The 19,160-nt window shown below is 59.4% G+C and carries 9 protein-coding genes; 6 read left to right on the top strand and 3 right to left on the bottom strand.

Features of this window, described 5'->3' with window-relative positions:
• Positions 1–1,198: 1,198 nt before the first annotated feature.
• Together ACV7NL_RS01555 and ACV7NL_RS01550 are read left to right on the top strand one after the other, a co-directional pair.
• Positions 1,199–4,297 carry a hypothetical protein gene (locus ACV7NL_RS01555; protein ID WP_463354739.1) on the top strand — a complete coding sequence of 1,033 codons (3,099 nt, stop codon included), beginning with the start codon at positions 1,199–1,201 and terminating at the stop codon, positions 4,295–4,297.
• Positions 4,298–4,302: 5 nt separating this feature from the next.
• Positions 4,303–6,870 carry a hypothetical protein gene (locus ACV7NL_RS01550; RefSeq protein WP_463354738.1) on the top strand — a complete coding sequence of 856 codons (2,568 nt, stop codon included), beginning with the start codon at positions 4,303–4,305 and terminating at the stop codon, positions 6,868–6,870.
• 434 nt (positions 6,871–7,304) lie between these two features.
• On the opposite strand, the gene ACV7NL_RS01545 is transcribed toward ACV7NL_RS01550, so the two are convergent.
• The 3 genes from ACV7NL_RS01545 to ACV7NL_RS01535 all read right to left on the bottom strand — a co-directional run bounded on the left by ACV7NL_RS01545 (position 7,305) and on the right by ACV7NL_RS01535 (position 11,175).
• Positions 7,305–7,991, bottom strand: a complete 687-nt coding sequence (locus ACV7NL_RS01545) for a recombinase family protein (protein WP_463354737.1) — start codon at positions 7,989–7,991, stop codon at positions 7,305–7,307.
• A gap of 381 nt (positions 7,992–8,372) precedes the next feature.
• Positions 8,373–9,881 carry an ATP-binding protein gene (locus ACV7NL_RS01540; RefSeq protein ID WP_463354736.1) on the bottom strand — a complete coding sequence of 503 codons (1,509 nt, stop codon included), beginning with the start codon at positions 9,879–9,881 and terminating at the stop codon, positions 8,373–8,375.
• 1 nt (position 9,882) lies between these two features.
• Positions 9,883–11,175, bottom strand: a complete 1,293-nt coding sequence (locus tag ACV7NL_RS01535; RefSeq protein ID WP_463354735.1) for a DNA cytosine methyltransferase — start codon at positions 11,173–11,175, stop codon at positions 9,883–9,885.
• Between the two features lie 186 nt (positions 11,176–11,361).
• Here ACV7NL_RS01535 and ACV7NL_RS01530 point away from each other — a divergent pair, with 186 nt between their 5' ends.
• The 4 genes from ACV7NL_RS01530 to ACV7NL_RS01515 are packed head-to-tail and all read left to right on the top strand — an operon-like array spanning position 11,362 to position 18,992.
• Positions 11,362–13,146, top strand: coding sequence for a DUF262 domain-containing protein (locus tag ACV7NL_RS01530; RefSeq protein WP_463354734.1), 1,785 nt, complete (start codon positions 11,362–11,364; stop codon positions 13,144–13,146).
• A complete protein-coding gene (locus ACV7NL_RS01525; protein WP_463354733.1) occupies positions 13,127–15,952 on the top strand; it encodes a Z1 domain-containing protein in 2,826 nt (941 codons plus the stop codon). Before ACV7NL_RS01530 ends, ACV7NL_RS01525 begins: the two co-directional genes overlap by 20 nt.
• 2 nt (positions 15,953–15,954) lie before the next feature.
• Positions 15,955–17,001, top strand: coding sequence for a PD-(D/E)XK motif protein (locus tag ACV7NL_RS01520; RefSeq protein ID WP_463354732.1), 1,047 nt, complete (start codon positions 15,955–15,957; stop codon positions 16,999–17,001).
• A 50-nt stretch (positions 17,002–17,051) separates the two neighbouring features.
• On the top strand, positions 17,052–18,992 hold the full coding sequence (locus ACV7NL_RS01515) for a DNA/RNA helicase domain-containing protein (RefSeq protein WP_463354731.1): 1,941 nt from the start codon (positions 17,052–17,054) through the stop codon (positions 18,990–18,992).
• Positions 18,993–19,160: the final 168 nt, after the last annotated feature.

Here is a 19,160-nt window from a genome sequence, read left to right as displayed (position 1 = left end):
ACTCCTCCGTCCCAGCCGTTCGGAACCACGATCTCCCCGGCGCCAAGGCCATGATTTTCGGAACCGCATGCTGGCCCCGTGGGGTTCCAACCGAGATCCCAATCCTCACATGGCCGGGCGGCATGAGATCGAACCATGATCCTGTGTAGCAAGTAGCAGCCATGTTTTCCTCTCAAGAAAAGTGATTGAGAGAAGACTTTCATCTATTCGTTTGGCTGTCACTACCAGTTGTTTCCTCGCGTGCGCGTACGCGCGGGCACGGGAATCGTATTTTGGCGTGTGCAGGTGTTATACATCAAGGGGTTGGCTCACATTACCTACCACGATAAGGCCCTGCGCTTGATTTGATGGACGGATATTCGGGGACGGTTTTCCGCAGTGAGATTCTATGTTGCGAAGACCCCAATCAGAGCAGGGGTCTTGGCTGGTGAGGCCCGCTCCATCTAATGCTCTTGCCGCGATATGGATGAGTTCGAGACCGAGTACATGCCGCCAAGGCGAATGTTCAAGGCGAAGTTACGATCAAGTATTTTCGATTTCATCAGTTGCTGTGCCTGCGGCAACGGAACGAGCGAAACTGATCTAGTCGCGGGGTTCATCGCGCTGCTGAGCCCTCGATACGATCAAAAGGATCAAACTAGCGGTGAAGGCACAGAGCTGACAGAGCATACAAGATGTGAAGGCTCCCGGCTTATCCAGCGAGTTCTTCGATCCCTTGCGTTCCCAACTCTCCTAGGGCCGGAGCAGCCGGGATCCTGAAGCGTATGGCTGTCATGAAGGCCGATGAGTCGATGCTAAAATCCTCTCTCGACATCTTCGCGGCAAAACTCGTCATGGCGCTATCGGGAGCACTGCGGCCCCCCCATTCCTCACGGCGGCCGTGTGATAATGCCACGTTCCTGAGTTCGGGACTCATGCAGCAGAGCGATGCGTTCATGCTTTCGATTATGCCGCTCGGGAGAGGGCTAACAGAGGGTTCGAGGAACACGGCTCATGATCAGTTTTTCTACCGGTTCAGCGCCGATGATTGGAGTGTGGTAGCCGACCTCGATGGATTTCATGACTGTCTCTACGTCCGCACGATCGCATTTGGGTATCCTCTGCAAACCTAGAAGTTTGTGGAACAACCTTGACGGTCGACATCCCCCCAACGGCGACCTACCGTCTTGAACGGAGAGTTCGGACGTAAGAGGGACCGGTGGGTAAGATTGAGATCGATCTGGATTGGGCGGGATCTGTCGACGGAAAGTCGAACGGCGTCAACGTAGAGATCGGTATCCGACAGGATGCTATGCGACAGGTCATGCGTAAGCTCGCGGCGATGCCGGGCTGGGAGGAGCCCGAACAGGACGACCGCTTCCAGTCCCGGCCCCGCGCGCTCGATGTTATGCCCAACCGCCGCCACGAGGCCATCCTAGTGAGCGCACGGCGAGGGGACGGCAAGACGACCTTCCTGATCGATATCCTGCGTCTCATCGAAAAAGGCGCATCGGCCTACAAACCGTTTGTGGCCGAAGGCAGGGCGGACGAAAAGCTCGCGGCCCTCTACAGCCTCGGGATCGTTGACCCGACCCTCATCGAGACGAAGCAGAATATCGTCGTCATTGTCATCGAGAAAATCAAGGTCGCGGTGGATCATGTGCACCGCCGCAACGAGGCCGCGAAGAAGGGCGCGTACGATGATTTCAAGACGGCACTGCGCGAGTTGGCCGCCGGCCTTACTCTTCTTGACGGCATCGGAAACGACGCGCTTTACGGCAAGGACTGGGCGGACGCCGACTACGTGCTCGATCGCGGGTTGGACAAAGCGCGCAGTGCCGGAGGATTCGAGCGGGCGTTCCACCACTTCGTCAGGGAAGCCTGCTCGTTCATCGGGGTGGACGCCTTCGTCCTTGCTATCGACGACGTGGACACATCCTTCGATAAAGGCTGGCCGGTCCTCGAGGCGCTCCGAAAGTACTTCGCGACGCCGCACCTAAAGGTGATCCTCGCTGGCGACCTCAGGCTCTACAATTTGCTAGTGCGCCAGCAGCAATGGAAGCAGATTACGAAGGATTTCTTGGACGTCGAGCAGAAGGTTTTCGGAATCGAGCAGGAGGTGGGCGGATCAGGCTCGTACGCCGATCAACTCGTGAAGATGGTAGACGTACTGCAGGACCAGTACCTCGTAAAAATCGTACGCCCGGAGAACCGGATAGAACTTGCTCCACTGCTGCATCTGGCGAACCAGAGCAGTGAAATGGAATTTCATGCCTCGCGGTCGGTGACGCAGGGGCCGGCGAGAGAGCGCGATACCTCCAGACGCTTCGCAGAGCGGCTCCTCGGTATTCGATCGAGCGCCGATCAGGAACTGATCCGCGCGACCGTGCTCCGACTTCCGATACGGAGCGGTCTGCAAGTAATGGCAGGCGCCTGGGACCTAGTCTCCACGAAGGAGACGCCTTCTGGTGGCGAGTTTGAACGAGCCAGAGCCGCCGCATTGGACATGCTGAGACAGGTTGCGTCGACGTCCCTAATGAGCCTCGATCTGGACGAGTACGGTCTTATGGATCCGAACTCGGGCCGGGTGCTGGGAGCATTGAGCGAGTGGATGGCCTCAAAGGCTGATCTCTGGCTAGCGATGTCACGCTGCCATCCAGGCGGCGTCGATGAGAAAATCGATTTCGTTAGCATTCGGATCGCGGCTCAGTTCGTCGAACTGTTTCTCCACCAGCCTCACGCTATGGTCGATTACTGGCTTCGGATCTCGACGATCCGCGAGAAGCTGGATCGAGGTGAAGTCGTTTGGAGCCGTCAGAAAGCATCGGATCGGTCTCCCGAAAGCGGGACGCGAGACCTTCACGCTTTGCTAGAGCACGTCAATGCCGGGATGGCGGAACGGGCAACCCAGTTCGTCAGCCGGCTGGCTGCCTGGGAAGCCGGCCGGGGCCGTCAGGTTGATCGCCGCATACGGCTGAGTAGCGCCATCGTATTCGCTAAAAACACGATGCCCGGCGATGCTGCAGCTCTACAACTGTACGGAGTGGCGAAAGCGGAGGTCATCAGAGCTGTTTTGAAGAAGGCTTTTCGCGCAGGTGCGACAGACCAAGAGAGTCGGCTCTTGAATGCGCTTCCGCCCCCGCTGGTAGGCTTTCACCAAGCTCTGAAAAAAGCCAAAGGAGGCTATCCGACGCAACTCCTTTCTGAAACTGGATCCAAATCGATCCTCGCCAACTCTCTTGAAAGCCTCGAGGCCGGCCTCACCGAGGATGCACGCTTCGTCGCCATGCTGCCGGCTTTTCATATCGTCAGTGGCCAAGGAGCAGAGAATGGAGCCTTCTCTGTCCTCCGTCTCATCGCTTTCATTTCCGAGATGATCGGTTCAAGACAGCCGAGTATCTCTGAGGATACCGTCAAGAGCATCATGAACACGCTCGTGAGCCGTGGAGGCTATCCTACGACGACGTTCTCCGGAGGTGATAGTTCGATTGATGAGCAAACGTCCGACGAGGGTGCCTTGTCTGAGACGGCCGCGAAACCTGCCTCTTCCCCTGGCGGCAAACCTGACGCAAGCTCGATCCCGCTCGCCCAGTTGCTCGCAGAATGGCTTAGAAGCCTTGAGATCGAGCAGAGGCCCATAACGGTCGCTCCCGTCACGCTCTCTCGCATGTGGACGAGGTTTACCTATGCGTTCGACGCGATTTCGAACGACCTCAAGCTTGGCGAAACACGCTATTTGGGAGTGCTGACTCACCGATCCATCACGGCCTTTCTACATGCCGTGGGGCTGGAGGCGGTGCGCGCTTCGGGCCTCTCGCCGGAAGCTCAGGCGATGAATAACCCAGTTAAGAACAGCGCACCGCTTCTTGAGGTATTGAAGACGCTTAAAAACAATCCGAGCGTGAAGGATGACCAGAACGTCCGCCTCTTTGAGGCACTTTTTTCGTGCCCGTTGTGGGGGTATTACCTTGCTAGCAGCGAAGATGAATTCGCCAAACGCGGTGCGCGCCGGAGTGCAGATAAGGAGGTATTTGAGCTCTACAGATTGGCCGTTTTGGCGGCGACGAAACAGATCCCCAATTTCGAAATTGAGTTTCTAATTGGAGGCAGTAAGGTAAGGCTAGAAGGCCTGCAATTGCTTCTAAACTCAGTCCCTATTCAGGCTTCGTCGGTTAGCCCAAGATCGTCCCAGTCAAAAGTTTCAGAAGCTGGGGAAAGAATGATGTCTCTATCTGAGGATTTTCAGGCTGAAAGAAGGCCTTTAAGGGTAACAACAAGGAAAAGTACTGTCACCCTCAGCCCCAAAAAGTCCACTTAATCCGCATGGCAGCTCTCATCTACCGCCGCGGTTTCAGCGACAGCTACGGTTTAACCATGCTTGGCCGCGGGCGGGTTCCGTCTATTCAGGAGACGCGGCGGCGGATCTTCATCGCCGAACGGCGGTCCGATGTTGGGCGGCCAGACCACTTCTACAAGGGCTACCTCGAGCATCGCCTCGGCGATGCCCAACACGTCGGCGACCTACCCTGGATCGTGCTCGGAAGCCTCGCCGAGCGTTATTTAGAGCGGCGAGGTGGGCACGTGGCCGTGCGCTACGAACTTTTCGGGGAGTGGCACGAACTTCTGCCGTTCCTCTCTCCGCTAGCCGTCATCGTCGCATTCCTTGTGAACGAGGAGCGCGGGCCCACCCCGGGCGTGGACCCGCGCCTGTTCCTTGCAAGAGAGATTGGTGAAACGGCCCTCATCGGGGCCGCGGATCCCGGCCTCGACGACCTTGTCAGCCGCGAGGGCCTGAACGAGTTGCACATGCACCTCAACGGCTCCACGGAACTCGACGTGCTTTGGCCGGAAGCCTGCAGCGCGCCGGTCGCGTTCTACGCCGAGCTTAAGGAGGCCCAAGGCAAGAGCCCAGAGCCGTCTCTAGAACTTTACGAGCAACTGGAGCCAGGGCTGGGGCCCTATGGCGTCTACCAACGGCTTCGCGCCGCCCGGCGCGTGCGCAGGCACCTCGTCGCGGAGCTTGCCCCCGACCTCGGAGGAAAGGCGGAGAAGAACCCACTAGCGACAGGGCTCGAAGCCTTGCTGCGAGCGGCAGAGTTCGGCCTCTCGGACGGCGACTGGCCCCACCCGCTGGGCAGTCCGCTGAGCATGCATCCGGCCCAAGTACTGTTCGGCGGGCCGCCGCACCGGCAGATCATCGAAGAAGCGGCCTTCCTCTACGTCTGCCTCACCGCCCTTCGGCGCGACCCAGGGCACCAGGCGATCGGGGTAGGGCTCTACTTTAACCTCCTCGTGCTCACCCAACTGGCGCGACTTGCGGTCCAGCAGGTCGACGAAATCGGCTTCGATCAATTTCAGAAGTACACGATGCTCGGCACTCGGGAACGGATCGAGCGCCGCTACCTTGCCCGTTTCCGCCAGTTGAATGGCCGGGAGCCGTTCGACACGCTTCGGCACCTGGAAGGCCGTTTTGCGCCCAAAGCAACCGTAACCAAGACCCAGGCCCTCATCGCCGATATCGTAGATGGCTATCTTGAATTCCGGGGCTGCCGGTTCGATCGGCAGGAGCGCGACCTGCGAGGCCCGCCGCCGCCCTGCCTCTTCGGCCGTCCTTGCGGGACCACCCCATGCGGCGCGTCGGGGCGTGCGAATGCAGAGTTCGCCCTCGTCGCCCACTTCATCAAGCGTCGTCCGATCGATGCCAACGACCGCAGCCGGCGCTGCCGCGATAGCGACCTGCGAATCGGGCTCAACGAGCAGGCCCGCGTTCTGGAGATGCTCCGGAAGGGCAGTGCTACGGTGAGAGCTCTGCTCCAGGGGATCGACGGAGCTTCCAACGAGTTGCACGCTCCGCCCGAACCGTTCGCGCCCGCCTTCCGCCTCGCACGTCGCTCGGGCATCCCCCATGCTACCTTCCACGTCGGAGAGGACTTTCGGCACCTGTTGTCTGGCATCAGATCGGTTATGGAGGCGCTCGTTTTTCTGGACCTTCGCTCCGGTGATCGTATCGGCCACGCGACGGCTCTTGGCATCGATCCAGCTCTCTGGCTGTCTAGGACAGCCCCGCGCGCGGTTCTGAGCCGTATTGACGTTCTGGACGACGCAGTCTTCGCCTTCCGCTCGCTAGCCGCGGTTGGGGGGTATGCCCAGGATATGCTCCGTCTTGAGCGCCTGATCGCTGAGCACTCTGAGTTCCTCTACGGGCAGGAGCAAAGCCCAGATCTTCTTCATCGGGCCTGGGAGCTGCGCCGCCTAGATGTGATCGAAGTGCGGACGGTGGAACGAAGCCTGTTGAGAAGCGGCCAGGTGCTTACGAGTGAGGCCGTTGCTCGAGAAGCACGGTTCCTGTCTGAAACTGCCGTGGACGAGCAGCGCTCATCCGAGCTTCACCTGATCGCGGACATGGTCGCCCGGTCTGGGACCGCCTACGAAATCTTCAGCCGGCGGCACGCCCTCGATCCAAAGCTGGCGAACGAGCGCGTCGACGTTGAGGCGGCGCAGATCTCGCAAAAAGCTCTTACAGCCTTGCAGGACTACGCTCTCGGTTTCATCAACGAACGCGGGGTGGTCCTAGAGACGCTGCCGACAAGCAACCTGCGGATCAGCTTCTATGACAGCATGGCCGAGCATCACCTTTACCGCTGGCTGGGCTTGTGCGAGCCGACGATCACGAACCGGCCCACCGTTTGCGTCGGGAGCGACGACCCCGGAATCTTCGCAACAAACCTCCGCAACGAGTACGCGGTGATTGGGAGCGTCCTGCGCCAAAGGTTCAAGCTGACTGCGTCCGAGGCAGCGAGTCGATTGGAGCAACTGAACGCGAATGGCCGCGTTCACCGCTTTCCTCCTAGCGATCGGCTGCTGGTGCGGAGCAGACGCATTGAAGATTAAGGCTCGGGACTCGACGAGGACGTTCTCGCCCCCGACTGAGTACGCCATAGCTAGCTATCCACGCCCCTCCGCTGCTCCATTCGCAGCTTGTTGCGGCAGGACCTGTAGGCGACGCGTAAGTGGCCGCACATTGCAGCCCTAGACAGGGCCGCCGCAGGTAGTCGTGCGACACTGCGCGATCGCCGCCATCACGTTCGGCGCAGCGAGCTTCAGGTGAACTGCGCAATAGGCGGGAGCGGCAGCACGAAAGATGTTGGCTAGCGACGTGGCGCAAGTTGTTGCATGGAAGGTCAAGGTATTTGGGTTCAGACGCTCATTCGTCCGGCAACCTTGCGCATTGACGTCTTCAAAACGTACACGACTCAGTGCGAATTGCCTCACGTTTGCAATCGCTTGGCAACCGGCCCCCTGATGCGTTCGCCCGTGTCAGTGTATTAACACGATTCTGGCCGCGGCGTGGGTGTACTGCGTGCCATTAGGTTCTTCACTGTCGAGGCATGCCAGTCCCCGCCGCGCGCCGTTCGCACTCCCCGGTCATTAAGGGCTCCAGCGATGGCCTGGAGAGTAATCCGACCGCTCGCAATGATCTCGCGAACAACAGGCGTCACGTTGGCCGCAAAGCTGTCCGCAGTTCGGGCATTAGTGGCGGCTCCGCGCTTATAAGCTTCAGCGAGGTTCATGACGTTGCCTAGAACAGCGCCAGCCGCTTTCTTCCGCTGGAGTGCGTCGCGCGTCCGGCTGGCGATCAGTGAGCGCTCCTTCTGCGCAAGAGCGGCGTAAATGTGAAGCAGGAAGGGGTCCGTATCGACCCCGAGTTCCGTTACTATGAAGGGCACCCGTTGGGCCATGAGCCCAGAAATAAAGGCTACGTCCCTCGAAATCCTATCAAGTTTACTCACCAGGACGGGGCAGCGCAGCCGCTTCGCCTTGGATAGCGCTGCTGCAAGTTGAGGACGCCGATCGAGGGCGTCGAAACCCTTCCCGCTTTCCTGCTCGCTGTACCATGTCACGACATCGTAGCTTAAGGCAGCTGCGAACTGCTGAATGGCAGCACGCTGTGCATCGAGCCCAAGGTTTTGCTTTTTGGTGGAGGTCCGCAGGTACCCAACTGCTGCCATCATGGCCGCCGCCTGCCTTTTACAAAGAGTGGAGGGTGGTAGAGAGTTTGTAAATTTGAACCTGGGTGCAAAATGCCTGCTCGGCAATCCCAGAAATCCTTCAACTCATCAGATCGCGAATGTGCGTGCCAAGGATCTGCGGCTCGAATGAATGTGCGATCCGAGTATTCTGCATCTGAGATTGAACTACGACCTCGAGCCTTTTATTGGACCCTCAGGTTTCCTCAGCGAGGAGGCCAAATTTGATAGTAGAAAGATGGATCGCAAGTGACTGGGCGCAATTACTCACAGCGGAGGAGCGACGTGCTGTTGCTACGATAAGACGAAGTGACATCTTTTCTGCATGAAGGGCGGTAAAATTTGTAAGGGACGCGCTAACATGCATCAGCGGTCAGCCAGGCCCATGAGGAGCAATTCGTTGAGTGAGCTGCGAATTCTGCCGGAATAGCGCACGCCGTCGTCCTGTGCGATCGCCTCAGCAATAGCGAGGCCGACAGCGAGCCTGATCACGCCCTCATTTATTGTACCGGTTTCCTCGAGGAAGTTGCTCGAGAAGGGATGCCGCATGGACAGGCGGACCACCAGGTGGCGCTTGCCTGGAACTGAGCCAGATGCTGCGGCCACTTCGAGCCAGTTCTCTTCGCTGCCGCCCTGATCGAGCGAGACATCAACCTCCCATTGGTCACCGCCCAAGGTCATCGTCAAGCGGCGTGAGCTTTCATCGCCGGCCGGAGCAGCTTGAACGCCGATCCGCGCCTCGTTGCGCGGCCGTGCCAGACGCGCAAGACTTGTTGGCTCTGTCTTCAGGAGCAGCGGCCCACCTTCCGCGGCAGCGCGGTCTTGCTCGCCCGAACGCCAGTTCTGAGCCTGATCAAGGAACGGAACGGCATCGCTCGCGAGTTGAGCTTTGACCTTTTCGATCAGTTCTTCCTCGCTCTCGTCCCAACGAATGCCATCCTTGGTGTGGCTGACTGAGAAGCCGATAAGCGTGAGTTCCCCGAACAGCCGCTGGAAGACGAACGAATTGGACGAGCCGAATAGTTCGCGGGGCCGATAGGGCTCATCTGCGCTGCCCTCAATCACACGACCACGACGCAGCAGTGCGAACCCCGCGCGCGTGGTAGAACCTTTAGACCGAAGTGCGACCCAGCCTTCGACACGCTTGCCGCCGGTGAGGCTCAATTTGATCGGCGTCCGCCATTCGCGGGGTTGCCCGGCGGGGTCCCGCCAGTACGGCGCAACCAGAACCTCAGGCTGTTCAAAGCTTAAGGGCTCACCATTGAGCGTGATTACCACGTCACCTCGTGCGATAAAGCTGCGATAGAGGCTCGACAAATGATCCCTGATTTTGCTCATCGTCCGGCTCTTCGGCGCGCGCCGTATGCTGGACAGAACGAGCTCGGTGAAATGGCTGTCTCGGGGCGCCGCTGTGCTTACCACCACCAACTCTTCGATTGTGTTGGCCACGATCGAGGCAATGTCGAATGATACAGTACGCTCGACCGTCTCGCCGAGCCCTGAAGTCCGCACTACCCAGCGGGGCGCCAGCCAGGCCGCCGCGCTCTTCATCCCCATCCCGAATTCAGACAGGCCGCTGGCGTCAGGGGGGGCTTCTGCGGGTCGGAACGCCCGGCCATAAGCCTCGCGTGAGATTCCGGCTGCGTTGTCGCGCACGACAATCACTCCGCGTTCGGTATCGATGTCGATGTCGATCGAGAGTTTCCAGCCCTTACCCTCTAACTTACGCAACGCGGTCCGATTGCCCTCATAAGATTGGATAGCGTTGTCGACGAACTCGGCGAGCGCGTACCACGGTTTGTAGTTCAGGTGAGGCAGCACCGTCAGCAGGCTGACGCCGGGGCGAATACTCACCCGCTGAAGGTCATCAATCATTTTAGCCATTCACAACAAGGGAGAGACGGGGCGCCTCGCCCACTAATTGGCGGGCTACGAGCTCGACGACACGAGCGTTGACTGCGTTGCCAAGCGCGCGGGTCGTGGCGGTAAAGGTACGTGGCAGCGTTCCGAGGCTGCCCATGTCTTGCAGCCGAGCGCATTCATGTGCAGTCATGTAGCGACGTTCCCAGCCTATGATCGGTACCTGCGATGTGCTCGAGGCGATTAGCGCAGGCGCGGTACGCGGCGACTTGGCACGGATCCCCGACCCTCGCATCTGGATCACACTTTCCCAGACATTCTCCACGTCGGCGTCAAAGTTCCACTCGAACTTTTGATAGCTATGATCATATCCCGCGAGTCGTTTCACCCACGGATCGATCCAACTCCTATGCTCGGAATAGAGTTGACGATTGAGGTCGATGAACACCTTCTTCCAGCCGGGGAAGGCGCTCGTGCCCCGCGCATAAGGCGGAAGCGCCGCCTCAAGCGCATCGTCAGCCAAACCTACAAGCGACGCACCAAAGCTTCCGCGGCCGCGCCGAGCGACGTCCGCGGCCGCCATAGGCGGCGTGGTCAGATAGGGATAGGTTGCACCGAACTCCGCCGCCCAGATAGGGAAATATGGTTTCTTAGCGCCTTTAGGATACATGCGGACGAAGTCGGCCCACACCTCAATCGCTTGCTCGATCTTAGTTGATATCCGCGAGCCCGGCTCGGCGGCGCGCAACACCGACCGGATGCTGGTGAGCTCGTTTGATGGTTCGGGCCAACTGAATGCTACTCCTGGATCACGCGCAGCGACGATAAAGAGCCTCTCGCGCATCTGGGGGATGCCAAAGCGGTGCGGCGAAAGAACCATCTTCTGCACCAGCGGATACCCTGCGTGGCGCAACTCCTGGTCAAGCCAGCGCCAAGTTCGTCCGTCGTCATGACGTTCAAAATTGGCAACATTCTCGAGAATTACATAACTTGGACGGCAAGTCCGTAACCACTCGATAACTACGCTTGCAAGATCGCCATTGCGCTCACAGGCCAGGCCTGTCTGCGGTCCGGCCTTTGAGAAAGGCTGACAAGGGAAACCACCGCAAAGAATGTCGAATTTCGGTAGGCTTTTTGGATCGATCGCGCGGATGTCGCCATGCGGCTCGATTCCGAAATTCGCCTTGTATATATCACGCAACTCCGGATTGACTTCAGAGGCGAGCACGCATTCGTGCCCGAGCCTCTTTAGGCCCAGGTGAAACCCGCCAAGCCCAGCAAATAGGTCCACAAACCTGAGCTTGCGCAATCACCTTTTCCTTCCTGTACGCGACACGGACACTCTGAGCCGCTCGCTAGCATCTTCTCCGATCCACGTCAGCCAAGCTAGGGACATTTTCGTCCGCCTGCAGGCGAAAAGAGGTTGCACTCAGATATCGCGCGCGGCACCTGTAGCCCCGTGCCATCACGCTGAAGTCGGGGAACGGGGGAATTTTTGGACGAGATTGAATATGGCGACATCGCGCGGTTGCTGAGCAACCTCTCGCAACGCCCCCAATTGCCCACGACAGTCACGGCGCAACCGCCGAGCGAGTTCGCCCCCGAGGATGTGGCGTTCGACGACAATAGCTGGCTCGCGAGAGTCGTTGACGTTCAGGGTTGGCTAAAGCTTGAGGACATGCTCATCTCCAGCGATGATGAGTCGAGGGTAGCCGAGACGCTCTTCAGCCAGTTGGCGCCGAACGCTGATCAAGCGCTTTACCTTATCGTTGATAGCGTCATCCGGATCACCGAAATTGGCGTCCAGGCGCTAGAGGAACGACTCTCAAAGGCCGACGAGCGCAGCCTTCACCTGGCGGAAGCCATGGAGGAGGGGGCGACCTTAGTGGCTGCAACCGCGACCTGGGAAGAGGAGTGGGAGGAACCCGAGGCGAGCGAGCCGCGCAACATCAACGCGGCCGTCGACACTTGGCCAATCAGCGAATTTGTGGGGCATGCAGAGATTGATGAACTCGACCTCGATCCACCCTACCAGCGCGAATATATTTGGTCGAACCCCGACGCGCAGAAGCTTATCGAGTCTGTTCTGTGTGGGATCCCGTTGCCCTCAATCATCCTGGCCAGCATAGCTGAGAGTGATAAGCTGCAGATTGTTGACGGAAAGCAGAGGCTCACCTCTCTACTGCGCTTCGTCGGTGCGCATCCCAAAGCAATAGCTTTCGCTAAAGCAAAGAAAGACCGCGAGCTTTTGCGGACTAATTTCCGCAAGTTCGCGAAGAAACATGCGCTTACTCCTGAAGACATCCGCAAGCATTATTTACCTTTTAAGGCTCGAACTTATAATAGCTCTGATCCGCTGCGGCCGGTTTCGGGAAAATACTACGATGAGATTAAAGATGTCGAGATCCGTATCGGCGGGAAAAGATCCACGGTGCGTAAACTGTTCGAGTCCAGCGCTTCCCCTTATCGCATACCAATTCTAAAATACGAAAATACAGATATTAGGGATATTCATAAGGTATTTACTATATACAATAGGCAGGGGATAAAGCTCAATGCCGAAGAGCTTCGCAATGCGGTATATAATCACCTGAAGATTGTTCAGCTGTTGCTATTCATTGGTGGTGATCGTGACGACCCGATGATGGCGCCGTATGCGGTTAACGCCGGCGTCAACCCGAAATTCGCACATCGTGTCATCAACGACATGGGCTTCAGCATCGCTCGTTTCAGGCGAACTAAAGTACTGCTTTGGATGATCGCGACGCTGCTACATCCAACCGGCGCGGCTGGACAACTGCGTGCTCCCTCAACCGCAGCGCACATCGATGGCTTCCTCGACTCGATCGAGAGCCGACCACGGCTCAAATCGGTACACGTACTCACCGGGCTAGCCACGGCGCTCGTCGCCGCAATAGAATTGCACACTCGCGCGGGCAAAGCATGGCATCCGCAATTTCGGAGCAAAAAGGAGAAGGATAATTGGGAGGAACTTGGCGCCGTTGCAAGCATCGGAGCATGCTTGATGCTGGTAATTCTCGAGAAACAGCAATTACTTCTCGACAATCAGGTTGCGGTCCGCAAGCTCACCAGTGAGCGCAAGCCGCCAACCAGCACGCAAAACAAGACCCAGTGGAAGCATATTGCGGGCTCGCTGCTCGCGATCCTCGAAACCCTCGGGGTAACACAGCAGGAGGCTGATAAGGCGCTTACCGAGAAGTTCGGAACGTCTGCGATCGGGATCCTCGCCGAACTGCGAGATGTTCCAACTGATGGCTAAAACCTTACCTTCCGGCTCTGTCACTGTTGTGCCAATTCGCGCTGTTGCGCCGGCTTCCGCCGCTCAGATCGATGGCTGGTGGGAGGGGTACCGTTCACAGGCATCCCGCCAGTTCTCCGAGGCTGCACTGGCGGTCCTTGAGGCTGACGCGCGGTACATTGTTGACCGCGCTTTGCCGCAAGAAGGCGACGGCGCGGCTTGGCCTGATGATGGCGTTCGTACAGGAATAGTGATTGGCTCAGTTCAGTCCGGCAAGACCGCGAGCATGCTTGGAGTGGCAAGCATGGCGCTCGACCGCGGTGTCGACATCATCATCCTACTCGCCGGCACTCGGGTCGGATTGTGGCTGCAGACTTATCAGCGCGTGCTCGACCAACTTGATGGTACCTCCCTCGACACCGCTTATGAGCGCGACGACTTTCGCCTGCTGCTACCGCAGCCGGAGGCCGTTCTGAAGGCTGAGCGTCTTGGGCCAACCAACTACCTGAAATCTTCTAAGGCAATCCTAGCAGTCAATGACGGCCTGCCCATCATTATTGTGGTCCCTAAACTCGACGAACACCTCAATCATCTGGCACGCATGTTGAACTCGGTGCTGCCGGATGACACACTCGATAGCCGCGACCGTCCAACAACGATGCTGGTCCTCGACGACGAGGCCGACGATGCATCGGTGCTCGACAGCGCCACCTCGGAAAAGATCACGCCACGCTTCATCGCGGCGCTCTGGAGCGGTAGCCATCGTCAATCGGCGAGCCGTCACACTAAGTTGCTGGCTAGCTATGTCGCCTACACTGCAACGCCTCAAGCTAACTATCTTCAGGAATCGCACAATCCGCTCGCACCACGGCACTTCAGCGCTGCGCTGCGCGTCCCCGGAGCGACAGGCGCGCTCGAGCCACGCCAACTGACCTACCAAGAGCCAAAGGGGCTACCTGGGTTCTATTGCGGCGGCGATCTCTACTATGAGGCACTTGCGGCCTTGCCAGGCACGCTCGCGGTCACGACGCCTTTTCCTATACAGGCCTTACAAGAGCCGGCATCTGACTTTGCTGAGCGGGTCGCCCGGACGCGTTGGGACATGATCTCGGATGCGATGCGGCACTATCTTGTCGCCGGTGCTGCACGCTTGCTGCTCGATGGTCGGCGCTTCTCGAGCGTGCCTGACGCGGTCTTCGATGACCTTGAGACTCTCAAGGCTGCGATGCCGCACCCACACACGATGATGTTCCATCCTTCCGCCCGTAAGGACCAACATTTTCTTGCGGCAGAGGATATCGTTCGGTGGTCACTTAGCCTGCCAGGTCAGGAAGCGACAGCTGAAATTCTTGAGGATGAAAGCGGTAAGCCGATCTTGCAGCTCAATCCCGAAGGCTTGGCTCGGCGTTTAGTCATAGAACAGGACATGTGGCGCGCTTGCCTCGCCAGCTTTGAGCAGACACGTCTTGTGCTGGCGGGCCTTCCGCATGGTGTCTTCCCACAACTGGGTGAGAGTCGGTGGCCTGAGATACAGCAGATTCTTGAGGAAGAGGTCTTTCCCCATGTTAAACTGCGTGTCATCAACAGCGATCCGAACGCTGACGACCGACCGAATTTCGAGGCGACCCGCGACAATACTGGCTGGCGCGCGCCGAATGACGTCTTCACGATCTTCGTTGCCGGTAACATCCTCTCACGCGGTCTGACCGTAGAGGGGCTCACGACCAGCTTATTCCTGCGCAGCAGCAATGAGCCCGCGGCCGACACCCAGATGCAGATGCAACGATGGTTCGGCTATCGCGGGACGCACCTACCCTTCTGTCGTGTCTTCCTCCACAGCGATCAGCTTGCGCTGTTCAAACAGTATAATGAGCATGACAAGACGTTAAAATCTATCGTGCTGAGCCGCATGGCGATGCCCGATGGAGGTGCTGACGCGAGCACGCTAGTGCTCGAGGGCGAGAGTTTTGTTGCAACAGGTAAGGTCGAGACGCGCAAGGTCCCGCTCAGTCCAGGGCCCAGCCCGCAAATCCGGCTCGTCGAGCGCGCTGATCCCAAGTTTGCGGATAACAATATCAACATCGTCCGCGAGTTACTTGGAAGCGGCTCCTGGATCGGAATTGATCCTACGCGCAATCTCGGTCTTATCCGCGAGGACACGGTTGGCCCCCTTGAACTGGCCGATCTGCTCGATCGGCTGCGCTACACGCGCCATGATCCGACCCTCGATGACGAAATGAGCCGGCGATGGGTGAGCCTCCAGCACGCGCTTGGCTTATCCGAGCCTTTGTTTCGGCCACCAGGCATCGCAGCCAAACCTTATGCGATCCGGCCGCAAGGCTGCCCCTATGCGATAGCTGCATATCTGCGCTTATGGAGTTCCTTGTCCGATGGGCTTCATGCGCCGGGCTTCCATGCCACCGACAAGCCGGATGTGCGCTGGTCTCAAATCGACGCTCGGGTTAAGCCGCGTTTCTATTTGGCAATCCGGTCGGGGCCAGGCTCGGCCACAGACAAGGTCCTGCGCGAGGCCGGTATCGGCTCTATGGAGCGCGGCATCGGCGCTCTCGATCAGCTCAACACCCTATGGGGCAGTCGCGGTTATGGAGCGGGCAGCTATCTGGGAGATCAACTTATCGACTATCATTACCATGAGAACACTCCGGTTCCCCGGCTGCAGGGCGGACAGAGTTGGCGGCCGCGGGGCCATCCCGGGCTCGTGCTCATCCATGTGATTCAGGATGATCAGGGTGGCGAGGATATGGTGACGCTGGGTCTCGGGCTGCCACATGGTGGGCCGGATCACATTGCGGCGCTCAGGCGCTAACAATGCGAAGCTTCGAGGCTCTTCGGGACGAACTTTCCACGCTCGCGGTGCCGGCCGGTGAGGCTCGCCAACTCGTTTGGGTCGTGCCGGGGCAATTAGGCGCGGCAATGACCGCCACCGGCGCGTTCGAGATCTTTCTGCTGGGACCGCCGCTGCAGGCTGCGTTGCCGCTCGTCGCGAACAACCTACTTCACGATCGCTGGGAGCCGCGGAATGGCGGGACGCCATTCGAGGCAAGCCGAGTGCTGCTTGGGCCCGCAGCGCATTTCGCGGCCATGGCGGCGCTCATTGCCACCGAACTCGGTCGGCTGGACCTATCGAGCAGCGATGCACTCCAGCGCTCCTTTAACGAGGTGGAGCCAATCATCGAACTCGCAATCCGTCGGGGCGCGCTGTCGAGCGAGACGATCCTCGGACTGATTGCGGAACTCCACACCCTGCGAGCGGTGCTAATCGCCGTGGATCCAGGTCAGCGCGGTAGGGCCTTGCTCGGTTGGCGTGGGTGGGCGCCTGGCCGCGACTTCGTGCTGGGCAGGCACGGTATTGAGGTCAAGGCGACTGTTGGCGCTGCCTCGCGCCACGCGTTCAGTGGACTCCATCAACTCGAGCCGCAGCCGTTGGGCGATGGCAGCCTCGAGACGGTACATCTGCTCAGCTTTGGCCTCCAGATCGTACTGACCGGGGGGCTTAGCCTGCCGGAGTTGATTGACGACTTACTATCACTTCTTGGGGACGGCAGCGGTGTGCGGACTGCCGAGCAGACCCAATTTCTAAGCCTGGTCGCGCTATATGGTGGTGCAAGCGCGCCGAGTTATGATCATGACATGATGTGCGGGCTGAACACATATCAGCAGCGGTACGCCATCACCTTCGCTCGGCTCTACGACGTCTCTGATCCGAGGATGCTTCTACTCCGTCGTGATGATGTCGCGCAGACCTTTGTGGTCCCTAACAGCCTGTCCTTCGAGTTGACGATTCCCGCGATCGTCTCCGCATATAATCCGGCCGAAGATTGGCAGACGGAGATCGCAGCGCTGGCGCGCGCATGAACGGGCCTGTCGAGCCTGATATGCCCTCTCGTGCCTTTTGGCGTGGCACGGTGGCCGAACTGCTGAGAGCCGACCCGATAGCGGTCATCGGTAAACTGGCGATACGTCATGTCGGCTTTCACGCCGCGGCCGAGGCCGAGCAGATGCGCGCCTGGGAGCGCGAGTTGGATATATTACGCGACGCTCTTAGTGGGCGCGGCGAGAAAGCCGAGCAGTGGGGTGTGCTGCTCGAGGCGCCGCTCCTCCGGCTCGGCAAGCGCCTTGACGCGGTGCTGCTAATACCCGGCGTCGCTGCAATCATCGAGTTCAAGATTGGCGCGTCGCGGCACAATATCGTCGACCGTGAGCAGGTGGAGCGATACGCGCTTCTGCTGCGGGATTTTCACCTGGTCAGCCAGTCCCTGCTTATCGCGCCTATCCTCTGTGCAGAGCGCGCGAGCGACACGCCTGGCGCTTCGATCTTGTGCGACGGTGTCATGCGCACACTGTTAACCGGCGCGCATGGCCTGCGCGGCGTGATCGACGAATTAGCGTCGCTTGTGCCCTCCGCTCAAGTCATCGACGTTGCCGCTTTTGACATGTCGCCTTACCGTCCGACGCCGACCATTATCGAAGCTGCGCGCGCGCTGTACGCCGGGCATCAGATCGCCGAGGTTGGGCGGGGCGACGCGGAAGATGCGATACTTCAGTCAGCTGCATCCACGCTTCAAGCGCTGGCGCGCGAGGCCGAGCGCGACCGCTTGCATCTCATCTGCTTCGTGACCGGCGCGCCAGGCGCGGGCAAGACGCTGCTTGGCCTCGACGCTGCGCTTCGCAGCCGCGATTCCGGCCAGCTAGCGGCGCTGCTGTCAGGCAACCGGCCACTCGTCCATGTCCTCACGGAGGCGCTCGCCGCCGACCACGCAATGCGTCATGGCGGGCGCATGACAAATGCGCGCCATAAGGCAGGCGCTGCCATCCAAGGACTGCTCGGCTTCCTAAAGGAGCATACCGATGGGCCGCCGCCGCCCGAGCATGTCATTATATTTGATGAGGCGCAGCGCGCTTGGGACGAGAAGGTCGGCCAGGAGTTAATGGGCCGGCCACGGTCAGAGCCGGCCTTGTTCCTCGACATCCTCCGCCGGCTCGACTGGAGTTGCCTGATCTGCCTAGTCGGGCCCGGTCAGGAGATCAATCGCGGTGAGGGCGGCTTGGCGCTTTGGGGCAAGGCGCTCGACGATGCCCATCAAAGGGGCGATGGTTGGTCGATTGTCGCCGCGCCTCAGGCGCTCGCTGGTGGCGCTGACATCGCGGGCCCGGGCCTACGCGCGGATGCACGGCTCAACTCGGCGCGCCCCGAGCCTAGGCTTCATCTATCCAACGCGCTCAGAAGCTATCGCAGTCCGCTCCAAGGGCGGTGGGTCGCGGCGCTGCTCGCGAATGACATTGATGCTGCTGCCGCAATCGCCGAAAGAATGGACATGCCGCCGGCCTTCCTATGTCGTGACCTTGCGACCGCGAAGGCCTGGCTGCGCGAGCGCCGCCGAGGTGGCCGCTCAGTTGGTCTGCTGGCCAGTTCAGGCGCGGTGCGACTGCTCGGCGACGGTTTGCCTCCAACCCCACGCTCTAACGAACTAGCGCCGATCGCCCACTGGTTCCTCAAGCCCTGGTGGGACTTTCGCAGTTCCGGCGCACTCGAAGTGCCAATGAGCGAGTTTGGTTGCCAAGGCCTCGAGCTTGACTATGCCAGCCTCTCCTGGGGCGGTGACTTGATCTGGCGGAATGAGGGATGGACGCCGAGACGCATGAGTGCGCCACGCTGGGTCTTGGTCAAGGATGAAGAGCGTCGCCGCTTCCGGTTGAATGCCTATCGCGTACTTCTTACCCGCGCCCGGGCAGGGATGATTCTCCATGTCCCACTTGGGAGCGCAGACGATCCGACCCGTGATCGTGGCGAGATGGATCAGGTTGCCATGTCGCTGCTGCGTGCTGGAGCATCGGAGAGATTCTAGTTTGAACGCTCACCCTGTTTTATCGCGCTAGAGAATTGGCGACCGCCGCCATCTAGTCATGCAATTCCACGGCGGCTACTGACACAATTTGAAGGACACATCCAGCGTGATTGAGCGACATATGGACGAGTTATCCTTCGATCTCGTCGAGGTGCCAAGTATCAAAAT

The organism is Methylobacterium sp. Ger2507, from assembly GCF_055231875.1.
Note: the sequence above shows the minus strand (reverse complement) of the source record. Positions and strands in the feature narration are given on the sequence as shown.

What these genes read in the sequence shown, in the direction of transcription:
- ACV7NL_RS01545 (WP_463354737.1), bottom strand. Translation starts at nt 7,991, where the DNA reads ATGATGGCAGCAGTTGGGTACCTGCGGACCTCCACCAAAAAGCAAAAC.
- ACV7NL_RS01550 (WP_463354738.1), top strand. Translation starts at nt 4,303, where the DNA reads ATGGCAGCTCTCATCTACCGCCGCGGTTTCAGCGACAGCTACGGTTTA.
- ACV7NL_RS01540 (WP_463354736.1), bottom strand. Translation starts at nt 9,881, where the DNA reads ATGATTGATGACCTTCAGCGGGTGAGTATTCGCCCCGGCGTCAGCCTG.
- ACV7NL_RS01525 (WP_463354733.1), top strand. Translation starts at nt 13,127, where the DNA reads ATGTTCCAACTGATGGCTAAAACCTTACCTTCCGGCTCTGTCACTGTT.
- ACV7NL_RS01520 (WP_463354732.1), top strand. Translation starts at nt 15,955, where the DNA reads ATGCGAAGCTTCGAGGCTCTTCGGGACGAACTTTCCACGCTCGCGGTG.